Here is an 18,847-nt window from a genome sequence, read left to right on the forward strand (position 1 = left end):
TGCAAATATGTCCGTTCCGGACACTCCCTTTATAGGGTTTGCAGCCGCACGCAACAAGACACCCCCCGCGACTTGCGGTCGCGGGCCATCCGTTTTGCCCCCTGTGCCAAAGATTACCGAAACCTTGTCAGGCCCTTAGGCAAATTTTAAACCCACGCCTGTAGGGTCAGGTCAGTAGGTCTTGAGTGTGTAAGAGAGTCCAATGACCGATATGGTACGACCCCGCGTCAAATATGTGATCGGCCCCGACGGGAGTCCGTTGACGATCGCCGATTTGCCGCCAGCCAACACCCGAAGGTGGGTAATCCGCCGGAAGGCAGAAGTGGTAGCCGCTGTCCGCGGCGGCCTGCTCAGTCTCGAAGAGGCCTGTGCACGCTACACGTTAACTGTCGAGGAGTTCCTCTCCTGGCAGTCGTCGATCAGCGACCATGGCCTTGCCGGTCTGCGCACCACGCGCATCCAGCAATACCGGCACTGAGCCGCACTGCCGTCACTTTTCCGTCCCGTATCTCAATCCCGTCCCCTTCCGGGGGCGGTTCAAAGATACGCGCTTCGGTTAGGCAACCGGCGTGACGGCAAACACCGTCGGTTCACTGTGCTGAGGCTCGTCCCGCCAGTCCATGGGCCAGTGCCGCCGTCAAGGCGGAGCCGGCGTAAAACCACAGACCGGGCTGCGAGAACGCGCTGGCGATTCCACCGGTTTTCGCCGCGACGATCACCAGCGCCACCAACACCACATCCATCAGCGACCAACGGCTGAGCTGCGGCAGCACCGCCTGCGCCAGCGCTGATTCGGGCCGCTGTCCCAGTGCTTCGGTGGTGATCACCAGCATCTTGATCACCGGAAACACCAACGACACCAGTGCGACCACAATCGCCAGCACCGCATCATCACCGGTCCACAGCGCCGCGACCACGCCCAGGAGCGATGGCGACTGATCGAAAAAATACAGCGTTTCAAACCGAACCAGTGGCAACACCACGCCAAGGCCGAAAAAAGCGGCGCAAGCACAAGCGCCGCCACAAGCATCCAACGCATTGTCTCTCCTGTGAACTTGATCCGGTGCCGCCTGATCTCCATATCCGAGATCAACGCCAATTGGCAAATGGGGGACTGTCATGCAAATCACCGAGGAAACAGGACCGAGCGGCGGCCGTTATATTGCCCGCCTCGATGGCGTTGAAGCCGAAATGACCTATTCACGGACGTCACCCCAGTTGATCATCATCGATCATACCGGCGTTCCCGACAGCTTGCGCGGCAAGGGCGTGGGTCAGGCGCTTGCCGCACATGCCGTTGAAGCCGCCCGTGCCGGCGGCTGGAAAATCATCCCGCTCTGTCCGTTTTTCAAAGCCCAGGCACAGCGCCATCCGGAATGGCGCGACGCGGTCGTCTGACCGCAGCGCCAATCAGCCACACGAGTGCATTGGCCCTGCCCGCATTAACGGGTCTGACCGCGGCACACATTCAATCGCAGGCGCGAGCTTGAGCCCGCGCCTGACCATGAAATGATCGTTTCCTCAGGCCCCGAAGGCCCTGGCCGTCAAACCGCCCGGGTGGACCGGTGGCCGGCGTCACGCTCTTCAAGCGCTGCCGCCTTATCATAGTCAGCCTGTGCCTCTTCGAGCGCGAGCTCGGCCGCATCAAGCTGCACTTTCAATTCGCGAATTGAATTCTGCAGATTGTCCGACCGCTGACGCGCCGCCTTGGCGAAGGTTGGATAGGCAAAATGGGAGGGATCGGTGATGCCGGCCTTTTTCTCCTCGGCGGTGATCTGGTACTCCAGCTCGGCCGCCATCTTTTCCATTTCCGCCATCATCAGTTGGATCTGCCCAAGCTGACGGGTTTTTTCGTTGACCTGAAATTGTTTCAGGCGAACATGGCTCTCACGCGACTTCATACGCAATACTCCCGTGATGCGAGACCCCGGTTACTGAAAATTCACAACTCCGGCACAAGCGCCGCACCCGCTGTCTCAAAAAATGACCATAGCGTTAACTTTTTTACCGCCACGGTAACCATTCATTTACGGGCATCGTTAATACTAACGGTCATGGTTTAAGGCGGGGTAAACGGAAAACATGTTTTTTCGGCCTGCTTTGTAGAGTCCTTTGAATCAGTTGATGATGTTTCTTCATGTTTCACATCAACAAGATTGATAGGGATTTCCAAATATGAATCAGGAGTTTGCCCGTGATAATTAACAATTCGATATTGGTTGCGTAACCCGATTAGAATTTGTTAACCATTCCATGGCAGCCTCCAAATCAGGCAACGACTGGATCCGTATCGCACAAGTGGATCAGGATGACCTTTCGGCGGCGGAAAAGGGGACAAATATGCGGGTTTTATTGATCGAGGATGACAGCGCCACAGCGCAGAGCATCGAATTGATGCTGAAGTCTGAAAGCTTCAACGTCTACACCACGGATCTGGGTGAAGAGGGCGTCGATCTCGGCAAACTTTATGATTATGACATCATCCTTCTCGATCTCAATTTGCCGGATATGTCCGGTTACGAGGTTTTGCGGACATTGCGGCTTTCAAAGGTCAAGACACCGATCCTGATCCTGTCCGGTATGGCAGGCATAGAGGACAAGGTGCGCGGGCTCGGCTTCGGCGCTGATGACTACATGACCAAACCATTCCACAAGGATGAACTGGTCGCACGTATTCATGCCATCGTTCGGCGTTCCAAGGGCCACGCCCAGTCGGTCATCACCACCGGCGACCTGGTCGTCAATCTCGATGCGAAGACCGTGGAAGTCGGCTCGCAGCGGGTGCATCTGACCGGCAAGGAATACCAGATGCTGGAACTTCTTTCGCTGCGTAAGGGCACGACCCTGACCAAGGAAATGTTCCTCAACCATCTTTATGGTGGCATGGACGAGCCGGAATTGAAGATCATCGACGTCTTCATCTGCAAGCTGCGCAAGAAACTGGCCACATCGGCTGGTGGCAAGAATTACATCGAGACGGTCTGGGGCCGTGGCTATGTGCTGCGCGAGCCGGAAGAGGCCGAAATTCGGGAAAGTGCCTGATTTCTCTCAGGCGCAATAACTGAGACAAAAAAACCCGCCAGACATGGCGGGTTTTTTGCTGCATGAATTTGGAAAAGCCCAAGCCAAGGGCTTGGCAAACACCAGCCCCGAAAGTCGGTCAGGCCGCAACCGCGTAGGGAGCAAAAGCTTCGGTCAGGCTGCGACGGTCGAACGGCTTGAGCAGAAAATCATCCGCGCCCGCGCGCTTGCCGGCCATCATCTGCTTGAAATCTTTCTCGATCATCAGGTAATGGATGCGCACATTCTTGCCGCCATCCATCTGCCGTACCGAGGAAATCAGATCCAGAGCATCGGTCATGCCGGCGTCGACCAGCAGAACCTCGGGCAGTTGCGCATCGCACATGATCATCGCCTCGCCCGCGTTTGATGCCTCAATGACCAGGAAATCCAGACCTGTCAGGATGCGCTTGGCTACCTTGCAGATTACGGCGGAATCATCGGCGATCATCAAGCGGCGCATGGCGGCTCTCCTCTTGCTATGTCTTTTGACAGCTCCAATAGCGAGAACCGTCGGTATAGTTGAAAGACTAGCGTGAGGAAGCAAAGATTCCGTAATCAGACAGGCTTAACGGAGCGTTGCCGAAAGGATTGGGTTCCCGGCAACGCTCTGATCAAATTCAGGCCGGCGTCGCTTCTGTGCGCTGGGCGGTAAACACGACTTCATCAGCATTTGCCGAACAGGCCAGCGTCAATCCTGCCTCCTGTGCCAGAAGCACAGTGTAATAGGGCTGGATCGAATGGGCATCGATCGCCTCGTCGAGGTCACCGGAATAGATTTCGAGGAATTTTGGCGGCACTCGAACCATCCGGCCCTTGCAGACCAGCCGGAACCGTGGATCGGTTTCCGGTGTTTCCAGCGTAACATCGATTTCCCCGCCACGCGGAATTGCTCCATAGGCGACCAGGAACAGGTTGAGCAGTAATTTGACCTGGTTCTTGGGAATGATCGCCCGCGGGCCGCTCCATTTCACTTCGGTCTTCTTGTCTGCGGACACATAATCGAGAACCGCTTTTTCAGCCTCGCCTGTATCAATCGACGCACCCACCGAGCCAGATGCGCCAAACGCAAGGCGGGCAAATTTCAGCCTGACCGAGGCATTGAACGCGCTGGTCCGAATCAGGTCCATGGCGTCGGCATCGGCACCGCCCTCATCGAGCAGTTCGAGCCCGTTGTTGATCGCCCCGACCGGCGAGATGATGTCATGACACACGCGGCTGCACAAAAGCGCAGCCAGGTCTGGGCCTGCCAAGGTCAAGTTGTGGTTCTTCGACATCGAAATCTCCTGTTCGCGCGCCCCGCGCGCCGAATTGTCGTGACAGCAAAATTGCACCAGGTGCGTTTTATCGCAAGCGCCGCCTCCCGCCGGGTGACCGCAAGGTGGCCTATCGCCCGCCGCACCGGAAGGAATATCGCCCTAAAGACACCACATTTGGTAAACCGCTTATTAAGATCGGCGCGCCACAATGTGATCAATCTTTCCTGCGGTATCTATCGCCTTGTCAACGGAGTGGACCCCATGATCGCGTCCCGCCTTTACCTTTGCGCCATCACCTCATTTTTGCTGTCGCTGCTCGTCGTTGTTGGTTTGGCACCCAGCGCCCATGCCCAGACGGCGGCAAATTCATCTCAATACACAACACAGGAAATCGTCGACGCGGGGCACGGCTTCTTCGGGTCCACCTCGGGCGGCCTCGCCAAGATTGTCGAGAAGGCCTTTCAGTCCTACGGGCTCCCCAACGGCTATATCCTCGGCCAGGAAGCCTCGGGCGCCTTCATCGGCGGCCTGACCTATGGCGAAGGCGCATTGTTCACCAAGAACGCCGGCCAGCACGATGTCTTCTGGCAGGGACCGTCGCTGGGCTGGGACTACGGCGGCAGCGGCAACCGGACCATGATGCTGGTCTACAATCTGCCGAGCGTCGAAGGCGTGTATGGCAGGTTTGGCGGCGTTTCCGGCTCGGCCTACGTGATTGCAGGCCTTGGCATGACCGTGTTGAAGCGCGATGGCGTTCTGGTGGTTCCGATCCGGACCGGCGTCGGCGCACGTCTCGGCATCAATGTCGGCTATCTCAAGATGACAACGGCGCCGACTTGGAATCCATTCTGACAATTAGTCTGGAGCCACAGGATGAAGCAGCCGCAACGGCTGCTTTTTCTTTACAGCAAATTCTCCTCTGGCCTCACCCCGCCGCGGTCTGACCAACCTCCCACACCGACAAAGTTTGCGGCCATGACACGGCAATTTGAACCTGACCGGGTGTGCAGCAATGACCTGCAATGGAGCAGCTGCTTGCCGAGGTGGGTCTGTCATGCTTAAAGCTTGTTTCCTGGTTCAGACGCGACGACATCGGCCCGGTTTTTGTTAAGATGGATCCACTGTGATTGAGTTTGTCCTGCTGTTTGCTCTGGGTTTTCTTGCCGCCGCTCTGGTGGCGCTGATCATCGCGCCCATTATTCAGCGCCGCGTGGTAACCCTCACCGAGAGGCGCATGCGCGCAAGCGTGCCGCTCTCGGCTGCCGAAATCCGTGCCGAGAAGGATATGGCGCGCGCTGCTTATGCGGCGGAAAACGCGCGAGATCTCGGTCGACCTCAGGCACAGCCGCGATGAACTCAGCCAAGCGAGCGCCCGCGCCACCCGACTGTCCGCAAACCTGATCGCTCTGCGCGCGGAAAAAATCGACGCCGAACAGACGATCGAGGCCAAGGATGCCAGTATTCGTGATCTCAGCGCCGACCTGCACAAGCGTGAGGAAGAGATCATCAATCTCACCGCTGAATTGGGTGTGGCAACACGATTGGCCGAAGCCCGCCAGCATGAAATCGAGCACCGCAACGATCAGATCAACCGCCTTGGTTCCGAAATCGAGGAGATGCGCATCGATCTGGTGACGCTCGACACCGAAGCGGAAAACTTCAAATCGCAGATCCGCGAGCTGCGCGACGAACGCCGCGCTTTGCGTGAAACGCTCAAGGAAACCGAAGCGGCAAACCAGGATCTGTCGTTCCGCCTGAACCGCGAGGAAACTCGTCTCGCCGAGATCGAGCAGAAGCTGGCAACCACCATCACAAAGCTCACGGACCGCGAAGATGCGCTGGACCGACGCAGCGCGGATGTCGAGCGCTACAAACAGAAAAACAAGGACATGTCGAACGAACTGAGGTCAGTCAAACGCGACCTCAGGGATGCCCAGAAGACTGCACGCGCAGCAGGGGTACCCGACAAGCCCGAGCGCGCCACCACCAATGAGCGTCGGGTGGAGAATGCGTCGCAGCCGGTTTTGGCGACAAGCCGTGACGACAATGACGTCGCCAACAACAGCGATGACGAGCCTGCCGACTTCGAAGGTGCGGACGATATTGCCGAAGATCTGTCCGAGGATGAAAAAATCGACCGGCTTCGCGCCCGCCAGGCAGCGCTGATCGAGCGGCTGATGAAAGCCAACAAGAGCGGCAATGATGCAGCCCTGCGGCGCGAAATTGCCGCCGTCGCCGCCATGATGGTGGAACTGACCGCCAGCCGTGATGGGCCCGCGTCACCGATTCGCAAGATTCTCAAAGGCAGCGAAGAGCCCAACCGGGCGAGCAATTCAGGCCCGAGTCTTGCAGACCGTGCCCGCCAGATGCTGGATGCCAGCCACTGAGGCGGCTGCCCGTGCACTATCCTGGGTGGATCAGATCAGTCTCGTATTTCGCCCAATCGATACAAATGCGCCGGGTCGATCTGTCCCATTTCCAGCGGCTTTCGGCGCGATCGCAGTTAGCGACTGGTCCGGCCCATCCGGCTCGCCGCATGCCACAACGCAATGCCGCTCGCTGTCGCCACGTTAAGGCTGTCGAGCCCTGGCGCCTGCTCAATTCTGAGCGTCTTCACCCGGTTGATGATTTCCTCGGGCAATCCCTCGCCTTCGGTTCCGGCCAGCAGTGCGACCCGGCGGCCAGGCTGAAAATCGCTCAGCGCTTCGGTGCCGCGCGGTGACAATCCGACGACCTCGAAACCGTGGCTCGACAATTCGGCCACCAGCTCAGTAATCGAACCGCCGCGGCAGAACGGAACCCTGAGCGCCGCGCCGACCGAAACCCGGATAGCCTTGCGGTACAAGGGATCGCAGCAGCTATCGTCGAGCACGACGCCATCGGCGCCAAACACCCCGGCATTGCGAAAGATGCCGCCGATATTGTCATGATTGGCAATGCCGCAGGCCGCCACCAGCAATGCTTGTTCCGGCAATCGGGAAATGAATTCACGCAATCCCGCCACCGGCAGGTGCCGCCCCAGCGCCAGAACCCCGCGATGCATGGCAAATCCGACGGCCGCATCAATCACCTCACGCCCGGCGACATAGACCGGACAGTCCGGATCGAGCTGCGCGATCAGCTCGCTCAACCCGGCAACACGGTTTTCCAGGATCAGGACCTTTTCGATCACGAACCGCTTGTGATCTGCCTCGGCGTCGGCAAGCGCCTGCAGCACCACCCGGCCTTCGGCGATGAAACGGTTGCCGCGCCCCGCCAGATCGCGATCGCGCATCGCGGTAAATTCGGCGATGCGCGGATCTGCAGGGTCGGTAACAGGCGTCAGGCGCGCCGGCGCGGTCATGCTCAGCGGTTGATCACGACGATGTCGCCGACATTGCGGCCCACCGACAAATCATGAATGATCAGCCGTCGCGACCCATCCTCGGCCCGGCCGAAAAACCCGATGCGGGTGCCGTCAAGCGACACGCTTTCGACCGTAAACCCCTGCGGCAGCCCCGCCACGGCCTCGACCGGTGCATCGGCGGGCACCGTCATAGACGAGCTGGAAGGTACCTTGGCCGCAACATTTGAATCGTCGCTGCGCGTGAATTTATAGACAATTGCGCCCAGCACGGCCATAAGGCCGATGAACATGATGGCGATCGACACGGCCAGCAGCCGTACCATCTTGCGCCGCACCTTTTCCATATCCGGATCAAGCGGCTTTTCGTCGAGATCGTCCTCGTTGACTTGCGACATTACCATTCCTTGCCGGGCGGACCCTGAAATTGAAGAACGCGACACCGTTTACCGAAGCCCAGCCCGATAGGGAACCCCACGCGGCGCCTGAAATCCTTGTGGCGGGCGAAGATGCCGAAGGCCGGCTTGATGTCTGGCTGGCGGCGACGCTCGAACCCGACATTTCTCGTAGCCGGGTCAAGGCGCTGATCGAGGCCGGCGCGGTCAGTGTCAACGGCAAGACCGCCACCCACGCCAAGCACAAGATCCAGGCGGGCGACCAGGTTGAACTGGTCATGCCCGAGCCCGAGGACCCGATTCCGCAGGGCGAGGATATCGCGCTGGATATCCTGTATGAGGATGCCGACCTGATCGTGCTCAACAAGCAGGCCGGTCTGGTGGTGCATCCCGGCGCCGGCAACTGGACCGGAACCCTGGTCAACGCCCTGATCCACCATTGCGGCGACAGCCTGTCGGGGATTGGCGGCGTGCGCCGGCCCGGCATCGTCCACCGGCTCGACCGCGACACCACCGGTGTGATGGTGGTGGCAAAGAACGATCTCGCCCACCGCCATCTCGCAGAACAATTCGCTGACCATGGCCTCACCGGCCCGCTGGAGCGCGCCTACCAGGCGCTCGTCTGGGGCAAGCCGCACGGGCTCAAGGGCACCATCAATGCCAGCCTTGGTCGCGGTCGCGACCGCATTCGCCGCGCCGTGCGCAAGGATGACGGCGACGATGTCCGCCACGCCGTGACCCATTATCTGGTCACCGAGCGCTATGAGGAAAAGCCCGACGGATCCTGCGCCGGCTCGATGGTGGAATGCCGTCTCGAAACCGGTCGCACCCACCAGATCCGGGTGCACATGGCCCATATTGGCCATCCGTTGGTGGGCGATGCCGAATATGGCGGCGCTTTCCGGACCAAGGCCAACCGGCTGCCCGACAATGTCCGCGAGACCGTCAACGCCTTCTCGCGTCAGGCGCTGCACGCATTTCTGTTGGTATTCGAGCACCCGGCAAGTGGCGAAACCATGCGTTTCGAGGCACCGTTGCCGCCGGATATGGAAGAATTGCGGCTGGCTTTTGCAAGCCTCTGACCGGCGGGACCCCTGCAATCACGCGAGCGTGAGCCGTTTGCACCTTGATCCCGGGTTTCGCCACAATTAGATGACACCTAGACAGGTTCGAACGCATCGTCCGGTTCGAGCCGGGAAGCTTGCCGTCAGGAAGCTGAAATTCGGGAGAAAGGGTGCTGTTGTGGCCCAATCAAGTATGCCAACAATCTCCGCAGGCGAGAACGGTCTTAACCGTTACCTAGCGGAAATTCGCCGGTTCCCCATGCTGGAGCCTCAGGAAGAATACATGCTCGCCAAGCGTTTCCTCGAACATGAGGACACCAAGGCGGCGCACAAGCTCGTCACCAGCCATCTCCGGCTGGTCGCCAAGATCGCCATGGGCTATCGCGGCTACGGCCTGCCGATCGGGAAGTGATCTCCGAGGGCAATGTCGGGCTGATGCAGGCGGTCAAGAAATTCGATCCGGAACGCGGTTTCCGGCTTGCCACCTACGCCATGTGGTGGATCAAGGCCTCTATCCAGGAATACATTCTGCGCTCCTGGAGCCTCGTCAAGATGGGCACCACCGCCAACCAGAAGCGGCTGTTCTTCAACCTGCGCAAGGTCAAGAGCAAGATTCAGGCTGTCGAGGATGGCGACCTGCGCCCCGACCAGGTGGCTGAAATCGCCACCAAGCTCAATGTCTCGGAAGCCGAAGTGATTTCGATGAACCGGCGGCTTGCAGGCGACGCCTCGCTGAACGCGCCGATCAAGGCTTCCGAGGGCGAATCCGGCCAATGGCAGGACTGGCTGGTCGACACATCCGAGAGCCAGGAAGACATGCTGGTCGAACAGGATCAGCTTGAAGGCCGCCGAGCCATGCTGCAGGGCGCGCTCGACGTGCTCAACGAGCGCGAACGGCGTATCTTCGAGGCGCGGCGTCTGCGTGACGATCCGATCACGCTGGAAGACCTGTCGACCGAATTCAGCATCAGCCGCGAGCGGGTGCGCCAGATCGAGGTTCGCGCTTTTGAGAAGGTCCAGGACGCCGTCCAGAAGGCCGCTGCTGCGCGCGACAAGGCACTGGTCACCGTCGCCGACTGACCGCACACTGATTGCGAAACATTTGCGACCCCGGAAGCGCCCCCCGCTTTCGGGGTTTTGTTTGCGTGGGTTTTGGGGACCGGCATTGCCCCGTCATGCTCGGCACAAACCTTCGTCATCCTCGGTCTCCAAGGCGCCATTCCGATCATCCGTGTGCCGGACTTGATCCGGCATCCAGCGACCCGGCGTCTGCCGGGTCAAAGGACTCTTTCCGCCCAAGGACTTGGACGTGCTGGATACCGGATCAAGTCCGGTAAGACGGTGTGGAGTGATCGCGCCCGCAATGCGTCGCGGCATGTATGTCCTGTCCCGCCAGCCCACCATCCACACCAAAACCCCGCGCGCGAAACATAACTCGCCGACGGCCTGGGGTATGTGCTGGTCCGGCAAAAACAATCCGGACTTGTGGGGCGCGGGCGAATGGCCCGTGGTGCTATGGAGTATGTGGCTTGGCGCAGTCAGCCGCGCCCCACCGGTGAGGGACACATGCGCCTTCCGGGCGCACATGGGGCTCCTCCCCGCGATCAGGTCGACACAGTCCCGGACGGTTTCGTCTCGTTCGGCTGAACCGCCAACCGAACCCGCCCACTCCCGATCTGCTCCCGGCCTCAATACCGTCCAGCCTGATCAGGCCTTGTCAGGACCAGCGTCTTTCGACGCCGCCGGTGCTGGCGCGGACCAGCAGGTCTCCGGTTCCGGCTTTTTTGCCGGAATGTTCCCAATCGCCGAGTTTCTGGCCCGCAGGTACGGTGCCCGTACGCCAGAACTCACCGCCTCCCGCCGGCCAAGGCTCCGTCAGCCCCGGCCATCCGCTTGGAACGGAAGGTCGGATGAGTGTGGCACGGGGGCAAAGGGTGTGGAAAAAATGGTGGGATTTTTTGGATGGGGTGAGTGCTTGTTGCGTCGAAAATGAATGGCTACTGTCTTTCATGCAATGTGGCTCTGGCGCAATAGGAACAAATAACCAGCACACACCGATTAGGAGTTAACGACAGACCGCTGTCTTATCGATTGAACCCTGCTATGATACGCAACCTAGGGAGTCATGCATGGACGATGTCAGCGAGCAAGAAATCCATCTTCACATGAGGACCGACAAGACCTACGTCAGCCCGGTTTTTAAAGGCTTTGTGGGCGAGAAGGTCCGGATTGCGAACAAGGTTATCGACAATCCGGGCGGCCACGAATTCGGGCTGGTCAAGGACGAGATCGTGCTTCGAGAAACGCCCGCCGGGCGCTTCCAGATCAAGGCAACCTTCTTTGAGGCCAGCCGCGGTATCCAGACGCTCACCATCCAGAAGTTCACGAAGACCGGAGCCAAGGAATACTTTACATTTCGGCCCAACGAAATCACCCGACTGCTCAAGTTCCTGACAGACATTAAGCGAATTAATTTCCCCGACGAAGGTAAGATTAACATCTCGGACGCGGATCTTGAGCAGTTGCTGCTCAGCCCGGCCCAGATGAAGCGATTGGCAGCCGACAACCAACCGCTACTCGCAGAACTGGCCCGCAACGAGATCACGACCGAAGACGTCATCGCGCTAGGCTATCGCAAACGTGAGCTCCGCACATTCGAACGTCTTCTGACGGAGCAAGCCTTCTTTCAGGCCACGCGGGAGCACCGAGGCCTTACGCCGGAGGGTGTGTGGCAGAAGTTCTTCGAGCGCAATGCATGGATTTTCGGCACCAGCCTGTCGCTGATCCACTTCGGTCCGCTCGACAACCGCAAGATGGAACAGGTCGTTCGAGGGTTTTCGGTCACCGGTCCAGGTAAGCGCGTCGATGCGCTGCTCCGATCAAATGCAGTCGTATCGACGACTTGCTTTGTGGAGATTAAGCGACACGACACAGCTCTTGTCACCGATGACCAGTATCGGTCCGGTATCTGGCAACCGTCCAAAGAACTGTCGGGGGCCGTCGCCCAGATACAGGGAACCGTGGCGTCGGCATTAGACCAATGGCACTCGCAGGAAACTGTGTATGCCGTCGACGGTACCCCGACGGGAGAAATCCTATTCACCACCGAACCGCGCTCATATGTCATATGCGGCTGCCTTTCGGAGTTTCAGACAGCCCCCGGGGTCAATGACCGAAAGTTCCGTTCGTTCGAACTCTTTCGCCGGAATCTTTTGCGGCCGGAGGTGGTCACATTCGATGAACTCTACCAAAGGGCGCGGATGATCGTTGAGGCAGATCAGGGAACAACAGACGCCAACCATGCCTGAAGCACAAAAATCCAGCGATATAGGCATGAAACGCGGCCGCGTGATCGCGAACATGACCCCGGACAAGCAACTCGACCTGATCGCCGAGGGGCTGCCGATCCTGATGAAAAGTGCCACCGACCTGCTCAATGCCGCTATTGCTTTACCGGGTCACTCCAGAGCTTCCAAGATACTTGAAGGTCACGCTCTGGAGGAGGCAGCAAAGATACTAATCCTCATGGACATCGTCAGGTGCCCACCCAAGATCAGGCCTTCGCTCATTGGACCAATGATGAGGCTGTTCTACGACCACCTCGCGAGGTTGCTGTACATCGAAGCCCAGCACTGGCGGCCGATGGACCTGAACGAACTCCGTACATACGTAAACAATGAACGCCGCTCCCATTATCTGGAGGGTTACAACGGCGAGTACATCCTGCCGAACTCGGCTACATCGACCAGAGAGACCCTTCTATACGCCGACATCATCACATACGAAGAAGGGGACCCAATTTGGAGCGAACCCAGCTATGATGACCCGGAAAGCCTAACGTTCCCGCAGTATCCAACCCCATGGAAGACCTGTGAGGCCCTCCAGACTGTAGGCGCCTTCACCCGAAAAGGTCTCGACCTCGTCTCCTCGGCATGGGCCGAAGTCGATTTCTCGGGAGAGGAAACGTCAGGGCAAAGCTCAGAGCTAGCCTACAATATGCTCAAGTCCCTGGAAGGTGAGAACCTCATTTCCGAAAACGCAACGAACGATCACGTCGGGCATTTGCGGCATAGCTGGCAGTTGCCGATGTATCGACTCGATTTTAAAAGGCAGGAAGTGTCTTTGGAAGAACTAAAGGAGCAGCGGGAAGCCAATTTCTGGGCCGAGGTAGGATACGACGGGCAAGACTATTACTAACTTCAGATAGACGTGCCAGAGAGAACTGATTGAAGCAGATCTCAGACAATTCAGCCCAGGATAATGACCAACATCATTCCAATCTCGCGGAGAACGAGAGCCTTTCCCAGCCTTGCCCAAACCCGCCCGCCGCTTTACCACTCAGGCCTCTTTCAAAAGCCATCTTTTCCTGTGCTCCGGCGGACATGTGGGCAATCGAGTGGGCAGACCGTGAAGCGCATCTTCTTTCGAGTGATCTTTGCGTTTGGACTGGTGTCCGGCCTGAGCGGGTGCATCGGGGTTTCCTATTATGCGCAGTCGCTGAAGGGGCATGTCGAGATCATGACGGCGCGCCAGCCGGTCGCCAGGCTGATCGACGATGCGTCGACGCCCGAGGGCTTGCGCGCGCGCATGGCCTCGGCGCGCGCCATCAGGCAGTTTGCTACCGACAAACTCGACCTGCCCGACAATGCGAGCTACCGCTCTTACGTCGATATTGGCCGGGACTATGTAACCTGGGCGGTGTTTGCAGCACCCGAATTTTCGCTCATGCCGCAGGTCTGGTGTTTTCCGGTGTTCGGCTGCGTGCCCTATCGGGGATATTTCTTCAAGGACATTGCGGTTAAAACCGCTGCCGGGCTTCAGCAACAGGGTTTTGACGTCCATGTCTCGGGCGTCACCGCCTATTCGACGCTGGGCTGGTCAAGTGATCCGCTGCTGTCGACCATGCTGCGCCAGGATGAAACCTATCTCGCGGGCCTGGTGTTTCATGAACTGGCCCACCAGCGCGTTTATGTCGATGACGATTCCGCCTTCAACGAGGCCTTCGCCGTGACTGTCGAAACCACCGGGGTGAAGACATGGCTGCGCGCGAATGGCGATACGGCGGGACTTGGCCGCTACGAGGCTGGGCTGAAGCGCAATGCCCAGTTTCTTGCGCTGGTGGCGCAAACCCGGACCGAGTTGAGCAACGTCTATCAGGGCACTGGCAGCGTTGCGCAGAAACGCGCCGCGAAGGCAGCCGCGATCGAACGGCTCAGGACGCGCACCCGGCGGATGCGCAAGCAGCAATGGGGTGGATTTAGCGGATACGATGCCTGGGTCGAGGCCCCGATCAACAATGCCAAGATCGCCGCGACATCGGTTTATAATGACCGGGTGCCGGCTTTTGTGCGCCTGTTCGAGCTGTGTGCAGGCGACTATCCACGGTTTTACAAAGCGGTGGGGCGGTTGGGCCGGCTAGCCAAGGCAGATAGGGCCGCGGCGCTTGAGGCAGCAAAGAGGTGCGAGTGAATTGGGCCGAGGCTTAGAGCATCGCCCACCTTCGCGTTCTCGAATATTGAACCTGTTGAAAATGTCGCGTTATGGGCAGTGGTCAGCGGCGACTGATCTCCCCCTTGCGGGGGAGATGTCACGAAGTGACAGAGGGGGCAAAAACCCGCCTCCTGTGATTGCCGCGCCCCCTCTGTCGGCCATGCCGACATCTCCCCCGCAAGGGGGAGATCGGAGGGCATCTCGCCCGTCAGTTCTGCGGCGTGGCGCGGGCCCAGGCGTCGAGCGCCTCGTTGAACACCTCGGTGCCGGTGGCGCCTTTTTCCAACGTGATCAGCGCCTGCCGGCCATTGGCATAGACCAGCGGGATATCGATCCAGCTGCGATCGCGCATCAGGCTCTCATTGGTCTTGCGCGCTTCATCGAGGTCGTTGAGCGCCACCATGTAGAAATCCTGAGTGATCTTGGCCGGCACCGCGATCAGTGGGTTGCCCTGATCGGCCTCGGTCTGCTTGAAGGCGATGCGCTGCAACTGGTCGATCGAGCCGCCGTCAAAATCCGCAGGCACGGCGAAAACCACTTCGACGATGTGGCTCGCCGGCAAGGACGGGTCGGTGTTGCGCTTGATGGTGAGCATCGCCGAAAGCCCCTTGTCGGGATTGTTGATCTCGCCACGAATGACGGCTTCATCCGGACCAGCGTCGGATTTCTCGTTGACAAGGGTCCAGACAACCGTGCCCTGCTTGACCTCCAGCGACTGTGCGCCGAGCCGCTCTTCATACAGGATCATCTTCTGGGCGACGCCAAGCGGCTGGGAATCCGGGGCCGTGGCCTCTTCGGGTGCGACGGCCGCATCGGCAGTGGTTTCCTCGGCCACGGCTTCATCGGCAGGCTTATCATCGGTCAGTTCGGCAACCGAGCGGCCTTCCACGGTATCATCGGCGGCAGGTCCGGGCGCCGGACCGGCATCGGTTTCGGTGCCATCGGCATTGAGCCGCTGGGTAAACTTGTCGCCGGCACCGGATTCGGTTTCCGGCGCAGCGGCCTCCGGCGCCGCCAGCGCGGTCTCGGTGGCCGGGGCCGTTTCAGGTTCAGCTGGTGCTGCAACCGGCGCGGTCTCCGTCACCGGCTCGGACTCTTCAACCGCCACCGGGGTGTCGATCGAGGCCGCACCAAACATCGCCACGAAGGTATCCTTGTAGGCCCAGCCGGCAAATGCGGCGATGCCGAGCACCAGGATCACCACCAGCGCCAGCATGCCGCCCTTGCCGCCGGATGCAGGCCGCTTGCGCGCATTCCTCGAGGACTGGACCGCTTTTTCGGCCAGCCCGAAAGCCTCGTCATGGGCGCGGCCGACCAGCTCGGACGGGCGTGACCCGGTGCCGTGTGCCAAGGGCGGGACAGCGGCATCGGCGTCAACCGGTTCCGGCGTTGCAGAGACCGACGACCCCAGGACCGGGGTCGCGGCAGGTTCAGGCTCCGGCTCAGGTTCCGGAATCGGATCGGCGAGCACGGGGCTCTTCTCGACCATCGATTCCAGCTCCGCCATCAAGGCGTCGGTTTCATCGATATCGGCCGGAAGCGCTTCGGTGTGCTCGCTTTCAACCTCCTCGATCGCCATGTCGAGCTTGTCGAGCTGGCGGGCAATCACCTCTTCAGCGGGTGGCGGGTTGATGGCTTCGAGTTGACGGCGGATTGCAGCCCGCGCCTTGCCATAGACCTTGGTTCGGTTCTCCGGTGTATTGTCAGGCAGGTTATCGACCGCCTTCCGGATGACTGCTACAAAATCCGCCATGGTTTACCTTGGTTCGATGCTACAATGCGCGGAAAGCGCGCGTTTGCGCTAACCTAGTCTTCAAAAGGGTCAGTCACAAGTATCGTATCATCCCGCTCAGGACTAGTAGACAACAGCGCCACCGGTGCGCCGATGAGCTCTTCGACCCGCCGCACATATTTGATCGCCTGCGCCGGCAGATCCGCCCAGCTGCGCGCGCCAACGGTTGTCTCTTCCCAGCCATCGATGGTCTCGTAGATCGGGGTTACCCGTTCCTGCGCACCCTGGCTGGCGGGAAGATGATCAATTCGTACGCCATCGAGCTCGTAGCCCACGCAGATCTTGAGCTGCTTGAGCCCGTCGAGCACATCGAGCTTGGTCAGTGCGATGCCGGTGGTGCCGTTGACGGCAACCGATTGCCGCACCAGCGCTGCATCGAACCAGCCGCAGCGACGCTTGCGGCCGGTGACGGTGCCGAATTCATGACCGCGTTCGCCAAGGAACTGGCCGGTTTCGTCATTCAGCTCGGTCGGGAACGGCCCCTCGCCGACCCGCGTCGTATAGGCCTTGGTGATCCCCAGCACATAGCTCAGCGCCCCCGGCCCAAGCCCGGATCCTGCGGCAGCCTGCCCAGCCACGGTGTTTGACGAGGTGACGAACGGGTAGGTGCCGTGGTCGACATCGAGAAGCGAGCCCTGGGCGCCTTCGAACAGGATGCGTGAGCCGCGCCGACGCGCCTTGTCGAGCAGCAGCCAGACCGTTTCGCGAAACGGCAGAATGCGGTCGGCAACGCTTGTGAGTTCCTCAAGAATTGTCTCGACCGAAATTTCCGGCTGGCCAAGCCCACGCAGCAACGCATTGTGGTGGGTCAAGAGCCGGTCGACCTTGGCCGGCAGGGTGTCGAGGTTGGCCAGATCCATCACCCGGATCGCCCGGCGACCGACCTTGTCTTCATAGGCCGGGCCAATGCCGCGCCGGGTGGTGCCAATCTTCGTGCCCGAGTTCGACGCCGCATCTTCGCGCAGCGCATCGAGTTCGCGGTGCAGCGAGAGAATCAGTGTGGCATTGTCGGCGATCCTGAGATTGTCCGCATTGACGACCACGCCCTGTTTGGCCAACCGGTCGATTTCGCTGACCAGCGCATGCGGATCGATCACCACGCCATTGCCGATAACAGCCAGCTTGCCCGGACGCACGACACCCGAGGGCAGCAGCGAAAGCTTGTAGCTTATGCCGTCGATAACCAGCGTATGGCCGGCATTGTGGCCGCCCTGAAAGCGCACGACCACATCGGCCCGCTCGGAAAGCCAGTCGACAATCTTGCCCTTCCCCTCGTCACCCCATTGCGACCCGACGACAACTACGTTGGCCATGACATCCTCTTGATATAGGGCCCGCAACCGGGGGCCAGAAAAACGAAAACCCGCGCATGCATACCGGCTAAGGCCGCCGAAATCGAGCCTTCGTCTCCATTAATGACGTTTTTTTGCGTGACAATTTCGCGGCTTCTGGCCAAACAGGAAGTGGGGGAGTGATGGACGTTCCCCATACGCCGTCTGGCGGGCCTTTCAGCTGCGCCGAAATCCACCCTCAAAGTCTGGATACCCGCCGTGTATTTGCGCGCCTATCTGCTTCTGACAATCACCGCTCTCACCTGGGGCGGCAACGCCGTGGCCGGCAAGCTCGCGGTGGGGCACATCTCGCCGATGTTGCTGACGTCGTTCCGCTGGGGGATAGCGCTGACGATTGTCCTGACATTCGCACTGCCGCAGGTGCGGCGCGATATGAGGGTGATCCGCGCGCATCTGCCGTTGCTGGCCAGCTATGGCATCTTCGGCTTCGCCTTTTTCAACGTCCTGATGTATACCGCGCTCACCCACACCACGGCCATCAATGTGGCGATCGAGCAGGCTGGCATGCCGATGCTGATATTTCTCGCCAATTTCTTCCTGTTTCGCATCAAGGTCAGCTTCGGCCAATTCGCCGGATTCATGCTCACGCTTGCCGGCGTTGTGATTACCGCCTCAAGCGGCAGCCTCGAGCGGTTGATCGGGCTTGAGCTCAACCGCGGCGACGCGATGATGCTTGTCGCGGTGATGCTTTATGGCAGCTACACCGTGGCGCTTCGCTACAAGCCGGCAATTCACTGGCAAAGCCTGATAACGGTGATGGCGGCGGCGGCATTTCTCACCTCGCTGCCATTTGCGGCCTGGGAGGCAACCCAGGACACGTTCATCTGGCCCGACACCCGCGGCTTCATGCTGGCCGTCTACACCGCCGTGTTCCCCTCGCTGATCTCGCAAGTACTGTTCGTCAGGGGCAACGAGATCATCGGATCGAACCGGGCCGGGATTTTCATCAACCTGGTACCAATCTTCGGCACGCTGTTGTCGGTGCTGATTCTTGGCGAGGTCCTGCACGTCTATCATGTGATCGCGTTGACACTGGTGCTGGGAGGAATCTGGCTGGCCGAACACTACAAGAAATGAAAAGCCCCCGGCGTG

The 18,847-nt window shown here is 59.7% G+C and carries 19 protein-coding genes and 1 pseudogene; 12 read left to right on the forward strand and 8 right to left on the reverse strand.

Translation table 11 applies throughout. The annotated features are described in order from the left end of the window. Positions 1-202: 202 nt before the first annotated feature. Positions 203-478 (forward strand): CtrA inhibitor SciP, encoded by a 276-nt coding sequence (gene sciP, locus OEG84_RS10770; protein WP_267653756.1) that lies wholly within the window; start codon positions 203-205, stop codon positions 476-478. A 112-nt stretch (positions 479-590) separates the two neighbouring features. On the opposite strand, the gene OEG84_RS10775 is transcribed toward sciP, so the two are convergent. Further along, positions 591-983 carry a paraquat-inducible protein A gene (locus OEG84_RS10775; protein WP_267653757.1) on the reverse strand — a complete coding sequence of 131 codons (393 nt, stop codon included), beginning with the start codon at positions 981-983 and terminating at the stop codon, positions 591-593. Between the two features lie 136 nt (positions 984-1,119). Here OEG84_RS10775 and OEG84_RS10780 point away from each other — a divergent pair, with 136 nt between their 5' ends. Next, complete coding sequence (locus OEG84_RS10780; protein ID WP_267653758.1) at positions 1,120-1,398, forward strand: GNAT family N-acetyltransferase; 279 nt, start codon at positions 1,120-1,122, stop codon at positions 1,396-1,398. A gap of 146 nt (positions 1,399-1,544) precedes the next feature. Here the strand turns inward: OEG84_RS10780 and OEG84_RS10785 are convergent, their stop codons facing one another. Continuing rightward, entirely contained in the window at positions 1,545-1,901 is a 357-nt protein-coding gene (locus OEG84_RS10785) for a flagellar export protein FliJ (protein WP_267653759.1), read from the reverse strand. 439 nt (positions 1,902-2,340) lie between these two features. On the opposite strand from OEG84_RS10785, the gene ctrA reads away from it, so the two are divergent. After that, positions 2,341-3,042: a response regulator transcription factor CtrA gene (ctrA, locus tag OEG84_RS10790; protein ID WP_267656163.1), complete on the forward strand. Its 702-nt coding sequence runs from the start codon at positions 2,341-2,343 to the stop codon at positions 3,040-3,042. Between the two features lie 118 nt (positions 3,043-3,160). On the opposite strand, the gene OEG84_RS10795 is transcribed toward ctrA, so the two are convergent. Further along, the gene (locus tag OEG84_RS10795; RefSeq protein WP_267653760.1) at positions 3,161-3,523 is read right to left on the reverse strand and encodes a response regulator; all 363 of its coding nucleotides are present in this window, start codon (positions 3,521-3,523) and stop codon (positions 3,161-3,163) included. A 157-nt stretch (positions 3,524-3,680) separates the two neighbouring features. Continuing rightward, positions 3,681-4,337, reverse strand: a complete 657-nt coding sequence (gene chpT / locus OEG84_RS10800; RefSeq protein WP_267653761.1) for a histidine phosphotransferase ChpT — start codon at positions 4,335-4,337, stop codon at positions 3,681-3,683. A gap of 243 nt (positions 4,338-4,580) precedes the next feature. Between chpT and OEG84_RS10805 the strand changes: the two genes are divergently transcribed. The 3 genes from OEG84_RS10805 (at position 4,581) to OEG84_RS10815 (ending at position 6,706) form a co-directional block, all read left to right on the forward strand. Next, positions 4,581-5,171, forward strand: coding sequence for a DUF1134 domain-containing protein (locus OEG84_RS10805; protein WP_267653762.1), 591 nt, complete (start codon positions 4,581-4,583; stop codon positions 5,169-5,171). Between the two features lie 271 nt (positions 5,172-5,442). Next, on the forward strand, positions 5,443-5,673 hold the full coding sequence (locus OEG84_RS10810; protein ID WP_267653763.1) for a hypothetical protein: 231 nt from the start codon (positions 5,443-5,445) through the stop codon (positions 5,671-5,673). Then, positions 5,621-6,706 carry a coiled-coil domain-containing protein gene (locus OEG84_RS10815; protein WP_267653764.1) on the forward strand — a complete coding sequence of 362 codons (1,086 nt, stop codon included), beginning with the start codon at positions 5,621-5,623 and terminating at the stop codon, positions 6,704-6,706. Before OEG84_RS10810 ends, OEG84_RS10815 begins: the two co-directional genes overlap by 53 nt. Positions 6,707-6,822: 116 nt before the next feature. Here OEG84_RS10815 and OEG84_RS10820 read toward each other — a convergent pair whose 3' ends face one another. Beyond that, positions 6,823-7,662, reverse strand: coding sequence for a TrmH family RNA methyltransferase (locus OEG84_RS10820; RefSeq protein WP_267653765.1), 840 nt, complete (start codon positions 7,660-7,662; stop codon positions 6,823-6,825). A gap of 2 nt (positions 7,663-7,664) precedes the next feature. Beyond that, positions 7,665-8,060, reverse strand: a complete 396-nt coding sequence (locus tag OEG84_RS10825; RefSeq protein ID WP_267653766.1) for a hypothetical protein — start codon at positions 8,058-8,060, stop codon at positions 7,665-7,667. Between the two features lie 92 nt (positions 8,061-8,152). Between OEG84_RS10825 and OEG84_RS10830 the strand changes: the two genes are divergently transcribed. From OEG84_RS10830 to OEG84_RS10850, 5 genes and pseudogenes are all read left to right on the forward strand, one after another. After that, complete coding sequence (locus tag OEG84_RS10830; RefSeq protein WP_425602910.1) at positions 8,153-9,139, forward strand: RluA family pseudouridine synthase; 987 nt, start codon at positions 8,153-8,155, stop codon at positions 9,137-9,139. A 160-nt stretch (positions 9,140-9,299) separates the two neighbouring features. Further along, positions 9,300-10,201, forward strand: a pseudogene (rpoH, locus tag OEG84_RS10835) (RNA polymerase sigma factor RpoH). A gap of 1,049 nt (positions 10,202-11,250) precedes the next feature. Next, positions 11,251-12,429, forward strand: coding sequence for a Shedu immune nuclease family protein (locus tag OEG84_RS10840; RefSeq protein ID WP_267653768.1), 1,179 nt, complete (start codon positions 11,251-11,253; stop codon positions 12,427-12,429). Continuing rightward, the gene (locus tag OEG84_RS10845; protein ID WP_267653769.1) at positions 12,422-13,318 is read left to right on the forward strand and encodes a hypothetical protein; all 897 of its coding nucleotides are present in this window, start codon (positions 12,422-12,424) and stop codon (positions 13,316-13,318) included. Before OEG84_RS10840 ends, OEG84_RS10845 begins: the two co-directional genes overlap by 8 nt. A 210-nt stretch (positions 13,319-13,528) precedes the next feature. Further along, positions 13,529-14,590, forward strand: coding sequence for an aminopeptidase (locus OEG84_RS10850; RefSeq protein ID WP_267653770.1), 1,062 nt, complete (start codon positions 13,529-13,531; stop codon positions 14,588-14,590). A gap of 229 nt (positions 14,591-14,819) precedes the next feature. Here the strand turns inward: OEG84_RS10850 and OEG84_RS10855 are convergent, their stop codons facing one another. Together OEG84_RS10855 and OEG84_RS10860 are read right to left on the reverse strand one after the other, a co-directional pair. Beyond that, positions 14,820-16,364, reverse strand: coding sequence for a hypothetical protein (locus OEG84_RS10855; protein ID WP_267653771.1), 1,545 nt, complete (start codon positions 16,362-16,364; stop codon positions 14,820-14,822). Positions 16,365-16,417: 53 nt separating this feature from the next. Next, positions 16,418-17,716: an adenylosuccinate synthase gene (locus OEG84_RS10860; RefSeq protein WP_267653772.1), complete on the reverse strand. Its 1,299-nt coding sequence runs from the start codon at positions 17,714-17,716 to the stop codon at positions 16,418-16,420. 237 nt (positions 17,717-17,953) lie between these two features. On the opposite strand from OEG84_RS10860, the gene OEG84_RS10865 reads away from it, so the two are divergent. Further along, positions 17,954-18,832, forward strand: a complete 879-nt coding sequence (locus OEG84_RS10865) for a DMT family transporter (RefSeq protein ID WP_267653773.1) — start codon at positions 17,954-17,956, stop codon at positions 18,830-18,832. Positions 18,833-18,847: the final 15 nt, after the last annotated feature.

Source organism: Hoeflea algicola, from assembly GCF_026619415.1.
GTDB classification, from domain to species: domain Bacteria; phylum Pseudomonadota; class Alphaproteobacteria; order Rhizobiales; family Rhizobiaceae; genus Hoeflea; species Hoeflea algicola.

Excerpts from the sequence above, each read along its gene's own strand:
- OEG84_RS10815 (WP_267653764.1), top strand. The coding sequence starts at position 5,621 with ATGCGGCGGAAAACGCGCGAGATCTCGGTCGACCTCAGGCACAGCCGC.
- OEG84_RS10820 (WP_267653765.1), bottom strand. The coding sequence starts at position 7,662 with ATGACCGCGCCGGCGCGCCTGACGCCTGTTACCGACCCTGCAGATCCG.
- OEG84_RS10780 (WP_267653758.1), top strand. The coding sequence starts at position 1,120 with ATGCAAATCACCGAGGAAACAGGACCGAGCGGCGGCCGTTATATTGCC.
- sciP (WP_267653756.1), top strand. The coding sequence starts at position 203 with ATGACCGATATGGTACGACCCCGCGTCAAATATGTGATCGGCCCCGAC.
- OEG84_RS10860 (WP_267653772.1), bottom strand. The coding sequence starts at position 17,716 with ATGGCCAACGTAGTTGTCGTCGGGTCGCAATGGGGTGACGAGGGGAAG.
- OEG84_RS10805 (WP_267653762.1), top strand. The coding sequence starts at position 4,581 with ATGATCGCGTCCCGCCTTTACCTTTGCGCCATCACCTCATTTTTGCTG.
- OEG84_RS10855 (WP_267653771.1), bottom strand. The coding sequence starts at position 16,364 with ATGGCGGATTTTGTAGCAGTCATCCGGAAGGCGGTCGATAACCTGCCT.
- chpT (WP_267653761.1), bottom strand. The coding sequence starts at position 4,337 with ATGTCGAAGAACCACAACTTGACCTTGGCAGGCCCAGACCTGGCTGCG.
- ctrA (WP_267656163.1), top strand. The coding sequence starts at position 2,341 with ATGCGGGTTTTATTGATCGAGGATGACAGCGCCACAGCGCAGAGCATC.
- OEG84_RS10825 (WP_267653766.1), bottom strand. The coding sequence starts at position 8,060 with ATGTCGCAAGTCAACGAGGACGATCTCGACGAAAAGCCGCTTGATCCG.
- OEG84_RS10845 (WP_267653769.1), top strand. The coding sequence starts at position 12,422 with ATGCCTGAAGCACAAAAATCCAGCGATATAGGCATGAAACGCGGCCGC.
- OEG84_RS10785 (WP_267653759.1), bottom strand. The coding sequence starts at position 1,901 with ATGAAGTCGCGTGAGAGCCATGTTCGCCTGAAACAATTTCAGGTCAAC.
- OEG84_RS10795 (WP_267653760.1), bottom strand. The coding sequence starts at position 3,523 with ATGCGCCGCTTGATGATCGCCGATGATTCCGCCGTAATCTGCAAGGTA.
- OEG84_RS10840 (WP_267653768.1), top strand. The coding sequence starts at position 11,251 with ATGGACGATGTCAGCGAGCAAGAAATCCATCTTCACATGAGGACCGAC.